We start from the raw sequence: 14,010 nt of genomic DNA, 5'->3' as shown, positions 1-14,010 counted from the left end.
CCACCCCCGGGTCTCATCAGGGGGAACACTCAAGGAGAATTCTGTGGCCAAGTCATCGTCGACCAGCGCTCAGCAGTCCAGCGAAGGGCAGAAGTTCGACGTCGTGCTCATCGGCGCCGGAATCATGTCCACCACCCTCGGCGCCATGCTCAAGGAGCTGGAGCCGAACTGGTCTATCGGACTGTTCGAAGCTCTCGACCAGGCGGGCCAGGAGTCCTCCGATCCCTGGAACAACGCCGGCACCGGCCACGCGGCGCTGTGCGAGCTCAACTACACACCCCGCGGAGCCGACGGCAAGGTCTCCACCGCCAAGGCCCAGGGCATCAACGAGCAGTTCACCGTCTCCAAGCAGCTCTACTCGCACTGGGTCAAAGCCGGCACGATCGGCTCCCCGCGCACCTTCATCAACGGCCTGCCGCACATCAGCTTCGTCTGGGGCGATAAGAACGCGCAGTATCTGAAGGACCGCTACGAGGCGATGAAGGCCCAGCCGCTCTTCTCCGACATCGTGCACACCGAGGATCACGCCGAGATCGCCGAATGGGCTCCGCTGCTGATCAACGGACGGGATCCCTCCCAGCGCATCGCGGCATCGAAGTTCGACAGCGGCACCGACGTCGACTTCGGTTCGCTCACCCGTCAGCTCGCAACCCACCTGGACAGCAACGGAGTGGACCTGCGCTACGGCCACGAGGTCCAGTCGATCAAGCGCGGCGTGGACGGTCGCTGGGACATCAAGGTCAAGGACAAGGCCACAGGAGACCGCAGCGTGGCCAGCGCCCGCTTCGTCTTCGTCGGCGCCGGCGGCGGCGCCCTGGGCCTGCTCCAGGGCGCTGGCATCGACGAGATCAAGGGCTTCGGCGGCTTCCCGGTCTCGGGCAAGTTCCTGCGCAGCACTGATCCAGAGGTCGCCGAGCAGCACCACGCGAAGGTCTACGGCCTGGCCTCGGTCGGCGCACCGCCGATGTCGGTTCCGCACCTGGACACCCGGTTCGTGGAAGGCCGACGCACGCTGATGTTCGGCCCCTATGCCGGATTCTCCACCAACTTCCTCAAGAGCGGCTCCTTCATGGACCTGCCGCTCTCGGTCCGCCCGCACAACCTGGTGCCGATGCTGCAGGTGGGCAAGGACAACACCGACCTGGTGACCTACCTGGTCAAGGAGGTCACCAAGTCTTCGAGCTCTAAGTTCGACGAGCTGCATGCCTTCTTCCCCAGCGCCGGATCGGATGCCTGGGAGATGATCACCGCCGGACAGCGCGTGCAGGTGATGAAGAAGAACGAGAAGGGCAAGGGGGTGCTGCAGTTCGGCACCGAGCTGATCTCCGCCCGGGACGGCTCCATCGCCGGGCTGCTCGGCGCGTCCCCGGGCGCCTCCACGGCGCCGTCGATCATGTTCTCGCTGCTCGAGCGCTGCTTCGGTGCGCAGATGGACCGTTGGCGTCCGAAGCTGGAACAGATGGTCCCCTCCTTCGGCCGGGCGCTCAACGACAATCCTGCACTGCTCTCCGAGGTCACCGCCGAGACCGTGGCAACCCTGCAGCTGCAGCCCTGATCCATGGCGCGCCTAGAGTTCCCCGCCCCAGAATCTGTCCGCACCCCAGCGGGCCTGACCCTGCACACCTGGACGCACCCGGAGCCCACGGGACCCCCGGTGCTGCTCATCCACGGCTTCGCGAGCAGCACGCTCTACAACTGGGTGAAGACCGGCTGGCTCGACCCGCTGGCGAAGACCGGGCGCAGCATCATCGCCGTCGACCTTCCCGGTCACGGCGAGTCCCAGGATCTCAATCCCGTCTCGGTCCGGGTCCGGGACATCCTCGCTGACCTCAGCGAGCACCTGCGTCAGCAGGGCCACGCCAGTGTCGCCGTGCACGGATATTCGCTGGGCTCACGTCTTGCCTGGGAGTTCAGCGCCGCGCACCCCGAGATGGTCACACATCTGATCATGGGCGGCTCCCCCACCGATGATCGTCTCGGCGCACTCAAGGCCAAGCAGGCCAGGCTCTGGGTCCAGGAGGGCGTGCGCCCGGTCGATGATCTGACGCGCAACCTCGTGACCCTCGCAGGAGCCCTGCCGGGCGCGAACGTGCCGCACACCGTGGAGCTTCTGCTGAGCCTCTCGGTGGACCCCTACGACCCCGCGGCGACCGTCCCGCCGGTGCCCACCCTGGTCGTCGCCGGCGCGGAGGATGACATCGCGGCCGAGGCAGCCACCCTGGTGCCGTTGGTCACCGCGAAGGGTGCCGTCGCGGCGTTCCTCCAGATTCCCGAGCGCAATCACATCAACGCGGTGACCTCGCGGGACTACAAGTCGGCCGTGGTCAGCTTCCTGCAGACCTCCTGAGCCGACGGCTCAGTCGCCGTCCGGAGCCGACGTGGGGCGACCCGCGCTGGACTCCGGGCTGCCCCAGAGCTGACCCGAGAAGACGACGACGCCGGCCAGCAGGCTCCCGGTCAGGGCCACCGCGGCCGGCGCGCCGAGACCGAATCCGTCCGCGCCGATCCCGGCCAGGGTCAGACCCAGCGCGATCCCCGACAGCACTCCTCCGGCGACGGCGGGTATCGCGACGGGGAGCCGAGAAGTCGGCACGCCGACGGCCAGACCGGCATAGAGCCCCAGGACCAGCCGACCCAGCGCGGCCGACTGCAGCACCGCGATCCCGCTCAGCGCCAAGAGTGAGACCAGGCCAACGGGAATCACCACGGCCAGCAGCACCAGGAGCAGGCTCAGCCCGAGCAGCGCCACGACGTGAAGCCGGCGCCGACGCAGAGCCAGCGGCTCGGCGAAGCGTGACGGCTTCCAGCGGGCGCCGAGCACGGCCGCCGCGGCCATCAGTCCGAGGGTGAGGGCGAACAGGCTGGGTCGGATCAGCGCCTGCGCCGCATCCAGCACCGAGACCCAGAGGCCGCCCAGCACGAATCCAAGCGCCGCGGCCAAGGTGATCGCCGCACTGATCCCGCGGCCCCAGTCGGGAGCGTGTGCGGGCTGCAGGTTCCGGTGTTCCATCAGCTGCTGCTGGGCGTGTTCGGCGCCTCCGAGGGGCAGCCGTGCAGACTCGGCGGGCACCTCGAGGGGGTCAGCGCGGTTCACGGCGTAGAGCGGCACTGCCACTGCGGTGAGCACCGCGGAGCTGAGCAGGCCCACGGTGGTCCCGAAGCTGAAGCTCAGCCCGACCACCAGCAGCGGTGCTGCGATGAAGGCCGCATCGTCGAGCCGACCCTCGACGCGCAGTCCGTGCCACACCGAGACGTCCTTTTCGCGTGTCCAGGTGTCGGCGCGGCTGAACGTGGCCACCGCAGGGGTGCTCAGACCGGCGATCAGGGTGAAGAGCAGCAGCAGCGTGTAGATGGTGGCACCGGAGGTCAGCGTGTCACCGCGGGTGAGCCGATCGACGCTGCTCACCATCAGCACCAGCATCAGCACATGGGCGATGGCGCTGACCAGGAGGACATTGCGGGCGCCGAACCGCTCGGCGCTCGCGCTGGCCGCCGGGGCGGAGATCGAGATGCCCACCAGGGCGGCGGCGGTCAGCGTGGCGGTGGTGAACATCGATCCGGTGCTCGCAGCGGCCGCTGCCATGACCCCCACCGGCAGCAGCGGACCCGGCATCCGCGCCGCCAGCGAGACCGCACGGGTGACTGCGGTCGGGCCGCTCATGGGATGACCATCTCGGTGGTGGATCCGGCCCGATGTCGGTGGATGCGCAGCTGGGTCGGGATCGCGCGGTGCATCTCGGTGACGTGGCTGACGAGTCCCACCCGGCGGCCCTCGCCCTGCAGCCGGTGCAGTGCGCTCATCACATGTTCCAGCGTGTCCTCGTCCAGGGAGCCGAACCCCTCATCGATGAACAGGGACTCCATGCCGATCCCGCCGGACTCGGACTGGACCACCTCGGCGAGCCCCAGCGCCATCGACAGCGAGGCCATGAAGGTCTCGCCGCCCGAGAGCGACGAGGTGGGCCGCTCGACGTCGCTGTGGTCATCGTGGACCTTCAGCTCCAGTCCGCGCAGTCCGCGCCCGCCCGATTCGTCGCTGTGGTGGAGCCGGTATCGGCCTTCCGACATGGTGGCCAGGTGCCGCGTGGCCGCTTCGGCCACACGCTCGAGCCGCGCGGCGAGGACGAAGGTGGTCAGCGTCATCTTCAGCGAGTTCTCCGGCCCCGCGCCGTTGAGCGTGGCTGCCAGTTCGCTTCTACGGCGCTGCTCCCCGAGTGCCGAGTCTCGATGACGCAGCGCCGACAGGAGCTTGACGCTGTGTCCCTGGATCGCCTCGCTCTGGGCGTCGAAGCGAAGCAGCGCGGCCGTCGCGTCACGGGCGGCCTGCGCGGCGCTCGCGCTGATCTCTGCGGCCTGGTGCAGCTCCTCGGCGGTCGGTCGGGTCTGACCCTCGCGCTGGCGACGCCGACCGGCCTGGATCAGCTCCTGTTCGGACTCGTAGTCGAGCGCTCGCTTCAGCTCGTCCCAGGTCTCGACGGTGCTCCTGCTGCTGGTCAGGGTCTCCCCCGCCAGCAGTGAGGCCTCGAGGTCTGCCTGGTCGGGGAACTCCGAGCTCTCGAGCTGGGTCGCGGCGGAACTCTGCGCGCGGTCCCGGTGGGCTCGCTGAACGGCTGACGCCTCGACCCGGGTCTGCGCGATCCGCAGCTCACGCAGCACGCGCTCCAGGTCCTCGCGACGCTCGGCCAGGGAGTCGTAGCTCCCGCGCAGCCCCTCGAGCGTCGCTTCGAGGTCGCTGGTCTGGGCGCGCTGCTGGAGGAGTGAGGCCCGTGCCCGTTCGGCCTCGTGCTGCGCTTCGATCAGGCGGGTCTGCTGGCGCTGCCGGTCCGCGGCATTGGCGTCGAGCTCCTCGCGCAGCTGGCGCTGGAGGGACCGACGCTGTTCAGCGACCCGCAGAGCTTCTCGCGCCTGCCCCAGATCGGCCTCGGTGCGGGTGATGGCGACCTCCGCGTGCTCGCCCAACTCGGCGAGCACCGAGTCATGCTGGTCGCTGACGCTGCGTAGTTGGATCTGAGCTTCGCCCAGCTCGTCCCTGGCCGTCTGCAGCTGCAGCTGGGTCTGTTCGACCTCCTCCTGGGTGATGGAGGGGTCATCATCAATGGCTGGATGGGGGTGCTCGGTGGACCCGCACACGAGGCAGGGCAGCCCGTCTTCGAGCTCCCCGGCCAGGCGCAGGGCGATGTTGCGCAGGTAGCTCTGCAGTCGCCGCTGGTGCTGCTCCTTCAGCTCAGCATGAGCCTGCTCGCGCTCGGTCTGCCGAACGCGCCAGGTCTCAGCGCGGGATGCCAGCTCATTGCGTGTGCGCTGGGTCTCCACCCGCCCCGTGAGGCTCTCGACGGTGGTGCGGGCCGCGTCCCGCGCGGCTTCAAGCTCATCCGGATCCTCCAGCCGCGCCTGAAGATCTTCATGCGTGGCATCGAGGGTCTCTTGCTGCGCGGTCAGGCGCACGTCCTCGGCCTCGGCCTGCGCGAGCTGCTGCTCGGTGCGGGATGTCTGCTGGTGAAGCTCGGTCAGCCGAGTCTCGAGCTGACCGGCATCGGACTCGGAGAGCCTGGCGCGCAGCGCGATCAGCTCCTCGATGGCGGCAGTGAGCCCCGTCGGTTCCGGCTCGAGCTGGAAGGGGGCGGCTGGTTGCCGGGTGTCTTGCTGCCCGGCGTCGGACTGCTCGGCGGCTGGGCGCTCGTCGTCTGAGCGCTCGGTGAGCAGGCCGCGAGCGGTGATCTCCTCGGGCTGCTGTGCCGCGAAGGCTTCCAGAGCTGACTCGGCCTCCTGGGTGGCGGCCACGGCGGCCGCGACAGCACTGTGGTGTTCCCGCGCGGCGTCGTCGGCGGCTGTGAACCAGGTCTGGATGCGTTGGGCGGACTCGTGCCGATGCAGCTGGGATCGCAGGGCACTGATCTGTGGCTCCTGCTCCTGGTGGGCGGCCGACCGTTCGGCGTGCTCCGCGAACCGGCGCAGCGCGTCCTCCCGGAGGCGGAGTTCGTCCTGCGCGGAGGCCGCGTCCTGCGCCGCGGACTCGGTCTCCGCTGATCCCTCTCGCAGCCGGGCGCGCCGAGCGTCGATGGCCAGCGTGACGCGTTCGATCAGCGCCTCCCCTGTGAGCTCCGACAGCTCATCCTCGGGCAGCGTCGCGGGAGCGTCGGGCTCCGCCGGCGCCTCGCCGCCCTGCGGCGCGTCGGGCCCAGCGTCAGGCGCATCCCCGGACGCTGCCGTGAACATCGCCAGCGCGGCCTGGGTGAGGTTCTCGCGATGGGCCTGGATGCGGGTGTCGCTGTCCTTGAGCTGCTGTTCGGCTTCTCGAGCGAGTTCGCGCAGATGCTTCTCCAGCAGGGTGAACCGATCGGTGTCGAAGAGCCGCTCGAGGAGCTCCTGCTTGTCCTTGCTGCTGGCGTGCAGGAAGTGCGCGAACGCGCCCTGCGGGAGCAGGATGACCTTGGTGAACTGGTGCAGGTCGAGTCCGAGCATGCGCTGCATCTCGTCGTTGGCCGCCTGGATGCCGGAGGTGTAGGGCTCCCAGGCGCCGTCCTGGAGGAACTCCACCACCACGCGCTGGCCGACCTCGCGCTGCCGGGAGGCGTCGCGCTTCTGCGGCCGTCCGTGATGCGGTGAGCGCCGGACCCGGCAGCGGCGCCCGCCCTGGGTGAACTCGAGCTGCACGTAAGGTTCGCTCTCGGCGGGTGCGTGGGTGCTCTTGAGCTGGGTCTTGTCTCGCTGGCCCGGCACGTCGCCGTAGAGCGCGAAGGTGACCGCGTCGAGGATCGAGGTCTTGCCTGCGCCGGTGCGGCCGCGCATCAGGAACAGCCCGTCGGCGCCGAGCCGGTCGAAGTCGATCAGTTCGGTGCCGGCGAAGGGGCCGAACGCGTGCAGGGTGAGCTGGTGGAGCTTCACTGTCGCACCGCCTGCAGGCTCTGCGTGATCAGGTGGGCCTCTTCGGCACTGGGTCCGCGACCGCCGCGCACGTGTTCCAGGAAGCCCTCGATGACTTCGGTGTCGGTGCGGGCCTGCTCCACCTTCGCCGAGTAGGTCCGGTGCGGAGTGTCCTGGCGGCCGGTGTGGGAGAACGACGCCATATAGGGGTAGACCTCCTGGAGGCGCTGGAACGCGCGCGCCGGGCGGATCGGGTCGGTGAGCTTGACCTGGACATAGGACTCCTGGTGCTGCTGAACCATCCCCGGGCTCAGCAGCTCCTCGAGGGTGGATTCCAGCTGCGCCAGCGGCCGCCCGATACTCCAGTCCAGCGGTTGAGCCGGCTCCCCTGAGTGTGAGTCCCAGAGCCACGCTCCCTTGGCCTGACGGGTCTCGGAGAAGGACAGCCGCAGCGGGGACCCGCTGTAGCGCACGGTCTCGGAGAGTCGCTGGCGGCCATGCAGGTGACCCAGCGCGACGTAGTCGAATCCGTCGAAGAGCTCCAGGGGCACCACCGCGAGCCCGCCGATGCTGTCCTCGTGGTGGTTCGGCTGATCTCCGGCACCGACGTCCACGCCGATGTTGCGCTCCGAGTCCGAGGCGGCCCCTGCCGCGGCGAACAGGTGTGCCATCAGCACCACCTTGGGCTCCGAGACATTCTGGCGGCGCTGCGCCACGTCCACCCAGATCCGGGCGATCACTTCGGCGGTGACCCCGGTGTGGTGGCCGCGGTCGAGTCCCAGGGTGGGGGCGAAGAGCTGCGGCTCCAGGTACGGGATGCCATAGACCAGGGTGGTGGAACCGTCGGGCTCCGGAATCTCCACCGGGGTCCAGGCGTCGCTCAGCGCGCTGCGGATGTGCACGCCGGAACCGCGCATCAGGCCGCGCCCGAAGCCAAGCCGCTGGGCGGAATCGTGGTTTCCCGGAGTGATGATCACCTGGGCTCCGCCGTCGGTCATGCGCTGCAGCGTCTCCTCTAGGGCCGCGACGGCCCATTCGGGAGGAAGCGCGCGGTCATAGACGTCTCCCGCGATCAGCACCACGTCCACCTGGTGCTCGGTCACGGCGGCGCAGACCGTCTCCAGCATCTGCTCCTGCTCGGTGCGCAGGGAGTGTCCATGGAAGCCGCGACCGAGGTGCCAGTCCGAAGTGTGTAGCCAGCGCATGTCACCACGCTATCGGCTGGCACGGACATGGCCGGAGCACCACCCCGCAGGAGACTATTCTGAAGGGGTGGAAACCGCCGAGATACTGATCAGTCGCTTCGGCCCGGTGCTGGCCGCCGCCGTGGAACCCTCGACCCCGAGCGGCCCGACCGCCCCGAAAGGCCCGACCGCCTCGGCGGACCCGGCAGACCCGACGGACCCGGCAGCCCAAGCGGAGACTGTGGTCCTGCACGCCGAGGTCCTGCACCAGCTCTGCACCGCCGACGGTCTGCTGGAGCTCCTGGACTGGAGCCGCCAGGGCCTCGGGGCCGACCCGCTGGCCTGCATGTGGCTCGGCTCGCTGCGCTGGTATCGACTCATCACCGGGTCCTACCCGGAGAATGCGCCGCAGCCGCCGGCCCGTCGACTCGATGCGCAGCTGCAGCGGCTCAGCAGCCGCGGCCGGCTCACGGTGCAGCAGGGTTCCGGGACGACCAGTCTGCGCGGACTCAGCCAGGGCCAGATGTCTTATCCCAGCGCCCCGGCACAGCCAGAGTCTACCGATGCCGCGGCGCTGCTCCGCGCCGTCCCGGTGGGTCTGGCCCCCTACATCGACGCCACGATGCGGCGAGCCTGGGCCCGCCAGACGCTGGCGCTCACGCATGGGCATCCGGACCTGAGCCAGAAGGCCGAGGACCTCGCTGACCTCGTGAACCTGCTCGCCAGCGGTGCCCCCTCAGATGCGCTGCCCGAGGCGGCGCTCGCGCAGAAGGAGAAGATCACCGCAGGACTCGACGACGACGTCGCCGCCATCCTGGACCGGCAGCTGCGTGCCGCGGCGGGAGCGGCGCCGGCTCCCCTGCCCGCATACTCGCGCCTCCTCCAGGCTGACTCCGAGCGCGAGAGCCAGCATGTCTATGGCGTGATCGGCGCGCTGGCCCAGGACTGGGAAGAGGTCACCCGCGCGCGCTGAGCGGCAGCCCCGCCTCCGTGGGTACGGCGGCCTCTGTCGGGCCAGCTGCGGGCGGTCCGCTGATCGGCCAGCGGGACCCGAGCAGGGCGCGGAACTCCTCCTCGGCGATGATCGTGAGCGGCTGACCCTCGCGCTGCCGACGCAGCGCGTCGCGCGCCTTGCTGCTGCGCAGCGGGAAGGAGTCTTCCGGATCGCGCAGTTCCCAGGGCTCGAATCCGTCCCCGACCACCAGCAGCGTGGTGCCTGCCGTGACCCGGGAGGCGGTGCCGGCGCCCAGGGCCGCGACCAGCTCCTTGGCCTCGGCGCGCGGGATCGAGAGATTTCCGGTGAAGGCAAGCTGCTGGGCGAAGAGCGGATGGGAAGGGTCGGCCACGGACGACGGGGGAAGGTTCTTGCCCTCGTCCTGCCAGCGCATCAGATCCGGCATGTGCCGCGGCTGCGGCGCGGGAAGCCGGGCGTCGAAGAGGTGCGCCATGGTGCGCACCTGGCGGGTCGCCCGCGACTCCCGGGTCCGCGGGGCCTGCCAGGACTCCATGGTGCGCGGGGCGATGCCGCTCTCCTGGAACAGTCGCTGGGTGGGCCCGACGGCGCGTCGGGCGGCGATGTCGCAGACCACTGCGGCTGAGGCGCGGGCATCGTCCAGCGCGTAGTGATGCTGGGTGAGGTGATAGCCGGCCTCAGCGGCAGCCTTGGGCAGCGCGTGCGAGGGAAGCTGATAGTTCGCTCGGGAGAGTCGCACCGAGCACAGGCAGCTCAGCCCCGGGGAATCCAGCCCGCTGACCTCCAGCGCGGCTTCGAAGACTTCGATGTCGAAGCCGGCGTTGTGCGCCACGAGCACGTCGTTGCCGATGAAGCGGTGGATCTCCGCGAAGAGCTCCCCGAAGCGCGGCGCCTGGGCCACCGCCTCGGCGGTGATCCCATGGATGGCGACGTTGTGCGGGTCGAAACGGTCGAAGCCCTCCGGGGGCCGCATCGCCGAGTAGTAGGTGTCGACCTCTTCGCCGTCGCGGACCTTGACCAGCCCGATGGCGCAGGGCGAGCCGCGGAACCCGTTGGCGGTCTCGAAGTCCACGGCTGTGAAGTTCAGGCCCCTCACGTCCTCAGCGCCTCCACGACGTGCCGGCGCAGGGCGGCGAACGCCTGGCCACGGTGGGAGATCGCGTTCTTCTCCTGCATCGAGAGCTCCGCGGTGCTGCGGGTCTCCCCCACGGGCTGCAGGATCGGGTCGTAGCCGAAGCCGCCGAGCCCCTGCGGATCGCGCAGCAGCGTGCCTTCAAGGCGTCCGGTGGTGGTGACCTCACGGATCGATCGGCCGTCGGCGTCGGGGATCACCAGGGACGCCACACAGACGAAGGCCGCGCCCCGGTGAGCCGGAGCGATGTCGGAGAGCTGCTCCAGCAGCAGCGCCAGGTTCGCCTCGTCGGAGGCCAGGGCGCCGGCCCAGCGGGCCGAGAAGATGCCCGGAGCTCCGCCGAGGACATCCACGGCGAGCCCGGAGTCGTCGGCGACGGCGGGCAGCCCGGTCTCAGCGGCCACGGCCCGCGCCTTGATCAGCGCGTTCTCCTCGAAGGTGAGGCCCGTCTCGGGGATCTCGGCGCAGCCGGCCGTGGCCGCGTCGATCACCGCGGCCTGAAGATCGAGCTCGCGCAGCTCCGGGCTGGAGCCGAGCAGGGCGCGGAATTCGCGGAGCTTGCCCGGATTGCGGGTGGCCAGAACGATCCTCGGGGTCACTGGCCCAGCGCCTCCCGCTGCAGCTGCGCCAGCTGGTTGGTCCCGCCCAGGGCGAGGTCGAGCAGTCGGTCCAGCTCCGCGCGGTTGAACGGGGATCCCTCGGCGGTGCCCTGGATCTCCACGAAGTCTCCGGCGCCGGTGACGACGACGTTCATGTCGGTGCCGGCGGTGGAGTCCTCCGCGTAGGGCAGGTCCAGAACGGCATCACCGTTCGGGAGCACCCCGACCGAGATCGCCGCGACGGAGTCCTTGAGCACCTCTGCGCGCTTGGCGACGTGGCCCTGCTGGCGCGCCCATTCCACGGCGTCGGTCAGCGCCACGAAGGCCCCGGTGATCGCGGCGGTGCGGGTTCCGCCGTCGGCCTGGAGGACGTCGCAGTCCAGGGTGATCATGTTCTCGCCCAGCGCCTTGGTGTCCACGACAGCCCGCAGCGAGCGGCCGATGAGCCGGGAGATCTCATGGGTGCGCCCACCGATCTTTCCCTTCACGGATTCGCGTCCGGAGCGGGTGTTCGTGGCGCGGGGCAGCATCGCGTACTCGGCGGTGACCCAGCCTTCGCCCCGGCCCTTGAGCCAGCGCGGCACGTTGGATTCGAAGGAGGCGGTGCACAGCACCCGGGTGCCGCCGAACTCGATCAGCGCCGAACCTTCGGCGTGGGCATTCCAGTTCCGGGTGATGGTGACCGGGCGCAGCTCATCGGCTGCGCGTCCGTCGGTCCTCAGGGTGGTGGTGGTCACTGCTCACTCTCTCCGTGGTGGGTGGTCGTGCTGGCGCCGATCTCATAGGTGACACCGGCGACGGCGACCGCAAGGTCGCCTGCGTATTGTTCTCGCGCCTTGGCGAGCAGGACCCGCTGGGAGGTCCATACCGGGATGTGGGTCAGCAGCAGCCGCCCCACGCCCGCGGATCGAGCCATGACCCCGGCGCGGTGCCCGTTGAGGTGCACGCCCTCGATGTGGTCGTCGCGGCCGTCCTCGAAGGCGGCCTCACAGAGGAAGACGTCGGCGCCCTGGGCGGCCTCGATGAGTCCGTCGCAGGCGTCGGTGTCACCGGAGTAGGTCAGCGTGTGCGCAGAACCGTCGGCCGAGGCTTCGGCGGCGATGTCGATCCGCAGCGCGTAGGCCTCCTCGATCGGGTGGCGCACCGGCACCGGGGTGATCGTGAACGGGCCAATGGTCTCGGCCTGCCGCGGCTGCCAGGTCTTGAAGTCGAAGTCCGGATGCATACCCGGGTTGGGGTCCATCCCGTAGGCGCTGGCGATCCGCTGGTCGGTGGTGGAGGGTCCGTAGACGGGCACGTGCTTGCCGGGCCAGCCGCCGGGCCGCCAGCGGATGGCCACGTGGAGTCCACAGAGGTCCATGTAGTGGTCCGGGTGCAGGTGGGAGAGGCACACGGCGTCGATGTCCTCCAGCGCCAGGTGCTGCTGCAGCTTGCCCAGGGCGCCATTGCCCAGATCCACGACGACGCGCCAGGTCCGGCCCTGATATCGGGCGGTCAGCAGATAGCACGACGCCGGGGACTCCGGGCCGGGGAAGGACCCGCTGCACCCGATGATGGTGAGTTTCATATGGTGCGTTGCTCCCCTTCAGTCATCCTGCGCTCCGGCCAGCATAGCGGGAGAGATGCGTCGGATCACGCCGGTGGGATAGGTCTCGCGCACATGATCGACCTGACGCACCGCGAGCACCTCGGGGCCGAGGAAGCGCCGGGCGAGCTGCGCGAACGCGGCGGCGTCGCCGGTGGAGAGGAAGGTGTGGCCCGCCGGCTCCAGGGTTGGGTCGGCGGCGGGCGGGCGCTGGAGGCCCTGGCGGGTCAGCGCGCGGTAGAGATCCTTGGCGGTCTCCTCGGCGGAGGAGACCAGCGTGACCTCCTCGCCCATCACGAAGGAGATCACGCCGGTCAGCAGCGGGTAGTGCGTGCAGCCGAGCACAAGGGTGTCGACGCCGGCGGCTTTGAGCGGAGCGAGATATTCCTCGGCGGCGTCGAGCAGCTCCGCGCCGGTGGTGACTCCGCGTTCGACGAACTCGACGAACCGGGGACAGGCGGCGGCGGTGATCTGCAGGGCCGGCGCGGCGGCGAAGGTGTCCTCGTAGGCGCCGGAGCTCACGGTCGCCGAGGTGCCGATGACGCCGATGCGACCAGTGCGGGTGGCTGAGACGGCGCGGCGCACCGCGGGCTGGATGACTTCGATGACCGGGATGCCGTGGCGGTCGGTGTAGCGTTCGCGGGCGTCGCGCAGCACGGCGGCGGAGGCGGAGTTGCACGCGATGACCAGGGCCTTGACGCCGGAGTCGACGAGTTCGTCCATGACACCCAGGGCATGGGCGCGGACCCGGGCGATCGGCAGCGGCCCGTAGGGGCCGTTGGCGGTGTCACCGAGGTAGGTGATCAGCTCCCCGGGCAGCTGGTCCAGGACGGCGCGGGCCACGGTGAGCCCGCCGACCCCGGAGTCGAAGATCCCGACCGGAGCGGCGGCGTTCATCGAGACGATGTCCCAGCACCGCCACTCTCGTCGGGCCCTGCAGCACCGGGCCCTGAACCACCGGACCCTGGACCGTCGGAGGCTGCGTCGGCATCCGTGCCGTCCGAATCCGTGCCGTCCGAATCAGCGTCGTGAGAATCAGCGCCGTCGGCTGCGGTGCCGTGCTCGGGGAGGAACTCGGTCATGGCGCTGAACAGGGTCTCCTGCAGCCAGGTGATGAAGGTATAGATCTCCGCCATGAAGGAGTCGGTGTCTTTCGCGCTCGGGCCGACGGCGAGCTGGTGCACCCGCTCGGCGTCCTCGGCGCTGTTCAGCTCGAGCCTGCTCGCCAGGGTCAGGCGCAGATCATTGAGCGCCCGGCCGAAGACCGGGGCCACATCCTCATCCATGCTGATCGGGGTGCTCTCGAGCAGCATCCGAGCGGTGCGCAGGTCAGCGATCTTCGCGCCGCGCAGCGAATTCTCGCTGAGCCGACGGAAATGACCGGCTTCCTCCGAGTCGGTGGAGGCATCGGGCAGCAGTCGCCGCAGCACGTCGTCTTCGGGGGGCTCCAGCGGCTCCTCGCCGCCGAGCCCGGCGAGCTCGGCACGGAAGTGCGCGAAAGCAGGATCCTCAGCGGCGTCGCCCGACCCGGCCTCGTTCAACGCTGCGTCGTCTTCGCGGCTCTCGAGAAGCTTGATCACGTCGGCGCAGAGCGAGCTGAGCAGACGACGCTCATGCTGTTCCAGGTCGGCGCGGTATCCCCTGGTGGTGGCGCGGAAAGCTGTCGCCACGGG

The 14,010-nt window shown here is 69.8% G+C and carries 12 protein-coding genes; 3 read left to right on the top strand and 9 right to left on the bottom strand.

Annotation, left to right across the window (positions count from 1 at the left end; genetic code table 11):
* Nucleotides 1-43 precede the first annotated feature (43 nt).
* Together ACHAA4_RS00225 and ACHAA4_RS00220 are read left to right on the top strand one after the other, a co-directional pair.
* The gene (locus ACHAA4_RS00225) at nt 44-1,555 is read left to right on the top strand and encodes a malate:quinone oxidoreductase (protein WP_435772200.1); all 1,512 of its coding nucleotides are present in this window, start codon (nt 44-46) and stop codon (nt 1,553-1,555) included.
* 3 nt (nt 1,556-1,558) lie between these two features.
* A complete protein-coding gene (locus tag ACHAA4_RS00220) occupies nt 1,559-2,347 on the top strand; it encodes an alpha/beta fold hydrolase (RefSeq protein WP_435772199.1) in 789 nt (262 codons plus the stop codon).
* A gap of 9 nt (nt 2,348-2,356) precedes the next feature.
* On the opposite strand, the gene ACHAA4_RS00215 is transcribed toward ACHAA4_RS00220, so the two are convergent.
* The 3 genes from ACHAA4_RS00215 to ACHAA4_RS00205 are packed head-to-tail and all read right to left on the bottom strand — an operon-like array spanning nt 2,357 to nt 8,069.
* A complete protein-coding gene (locus ACHAA4_RS00215; RefSeq protein WP_435772198.1) occupies nt 2,357-3,661 on the bottom strand; it encodes a hypothetical protein in 1,305 nt (434 codons plus the stop codon).
* Nucleotides 3,658-6,885, bottom strand: a complete 3,228-nt coding sequence (locus tag ACHAA4_RS00210; RefSeq protein ID WP_435772197.1) for an AAA family ATPase — start codon at nt 6,883-6,885, stop codon at nt 3,658-3,660. Before ACHAA4_RS00210 ends, ACHAA4_RS00215 begins: the two co-directional genes overlap by 4 nt.
* Nucleotides 6,882-8,069 carry an exonuclease SbcCD subunit D gene (locus ACHAA4_RS00205; protein WP_435772196.1) on the bottom strand — a complete coding sequence of 396 codons (1,188 nt, stop codon included), beginning with the start codon at nt 8,067-8,069 and terminating at the stop codon, nt 6,882-6,884. Before ACHAA4_RS00205 ends, ACHAA4_RS00210 begins: the two co-directional genes overlap by 4 nt.
* Nucleotides 8,070-8,136: 67 nt before the next feature.
* Between ACHAA4_RS00205 and ACHAA4_RS00200 the strand changes: the two genes are divergently transcribed.
* Nucleotides 8,137-9,021, top strand: coding sequence for an ADP-ribosylglycohydrolase family protein (locus tag ACHAA4_RS00200; protein WP_435772195.1), 885 nt, complete (start codon nt 8,137-8,139; stop codon nt 9,019-9,021).
* Here ACHAA4_RS00200 and ACHAA4_RS00195 read toward each other — a convergent pair.
* The 6 genes from ACHAA4_RS00195 to ACHAA4_RS00170 are packed head-to-tail and all read right to left on the bottom strand — an operon-like array spanning nt 9,005 to nt 14,007.
* The gene (locus ACHAA4_RS00195; protein ID WP_435772194.1) at nt 9,005-10,117 is read right to left on the bottom strand and encodes a 3'-5' exonuclease; all 1,113 of its coding nucleotides are present in this window, start codon (nt 10,115-10,117) and stop codon (nt 9,005-9,007) included. The genes ACHAA4_RS00200 and ACHAA4_RS00195 overlap by 17 nt on opposite strands.
* On the bottom strand, nt 10,114-10,752 hold the full coding sequence (gene rdgB / locus ACHAA4_RS00190) for an RdgB/HAM1 family non-canonical purine NTP pyrophosphatase (protein ID WP_435772193.1): 639 nt from the start codon (nt 10,750-10,752) through the stop codon (nt 10,114-10,116). Before rdgB ends, ACHAA4_RS00195 begins: the two co-directional genes overlap by 4 nt.
* Nucleotides 10,749-11,489: a ribonuclease PH gene (rph, locus tag ACHAA4_RS00185; protein ID WP_435772192.1), complete on the bottom strand. Its 741-nt coding sequence runs from the start codon at nt 11,487-11,489 to the stop codon at nt 10,749-10,751. The genes rdgB and rph overlap by 4 nt, the downstream gene beginning before the upstream one ends.
* The gene (locus tag ACHAA4_RS00180; protein ID WP_435772191.1) at nt 11,486-12,319 is read right to left on the bottom strand and encodes an MBL fold metallo-hydrolase; all 834 of its coding nucleotides are present in this window, start codon (nt 12,317-12,319) and stop codon (nt 11,486-11,488) included. The genes rph and ACHAA4_RS00180 overlap by 4 nt, the downstream gene beginning before the upstream one ends.
* Nucleotides 12,320-12,337: 18 nt before the next feature.
* Nucleotides 12,338-13,234: a glutamate racemase gene (gene murI, locus ACHAA4_RS00175; protein WP_435772190.1), complete on the bottom strand. Its 897-nt coding sequence runs from the start codon at nt 13,232-13,234 to the stop codon at nt 12,338-12,340.
* Nucleotides 13,231-14,007: a DUF2017 family protein gene (locus ACHAA4_RS00170; RefSeq protein WP_435772189.1), complete on the bottom strand. Its 777-nt coding sequence runs from the start codon at nt 14,005-14,007 to the stop codon at nt 13,231-13,233. The genes murI and ACHAA4_RS00170 overlap by 4 nt, the downstream gene beginning before the upstream one ends.
* Nucleotides 14,008-14,010: the final 3 nt, after the last annotated feature.

This window comes from Nesterenkonia maliinae (genome assembly GCF_051262655.1).
In the GTDB taxonomy this organism is placed as follows: domain Bacteria; phylum Actinomycetota; class Actinomycetes; order Actinomycetales; family Micrococcaceae; genus Nesterenkonia.
Note: the sequence above shows the minus strand (reverse complement) of the source record. Positions and strands in the feature narration are given on the sequence as shown.

What these genes read in the sequence shown, in the direction of transcription:
- murI (WP_435772190.1), bottom strand. Translation starts at nt 13,234, where the DNA reads ATGAACGCCGCCGCTCCGGTCGGGATCTTCGACTCCGGGGTCGGCGGG.
- ACHAA4_RS00205 (WP_435772196.1), bottom strand. Translation starts at nt 8,069, where the DNA reads ATGCGCTGGCTACACACTTCGGACTGGCACCTCGGTCGCGGCTTCCAT.
- ACHAA4_RS00220 (WP_435772199.1), top strand. Translation starts at nt 1,559, where the DNA reads ATGGCGCGCCTAGAGTTCCCCGCCCCAGAATCTGTCCGCACCCCAGCG.
- ACHAA4_RS00180 (WP_435772191.1), bottom strand. Translation starts at nt 12,319, where the DNA reads ATGAAACTCACCATCATCGGGTGCAGCGGGTCCTTCCCCGGCCCGGAG.
- ACHAA4_RS00215 (WP_435772198.1), bottom strand. Translation starts at nt 3,661, where the DNA reads ATGAGCGGCCCGACCGCAGTCACCCGTGCGGTCTCGCTGGCGGCGCGG.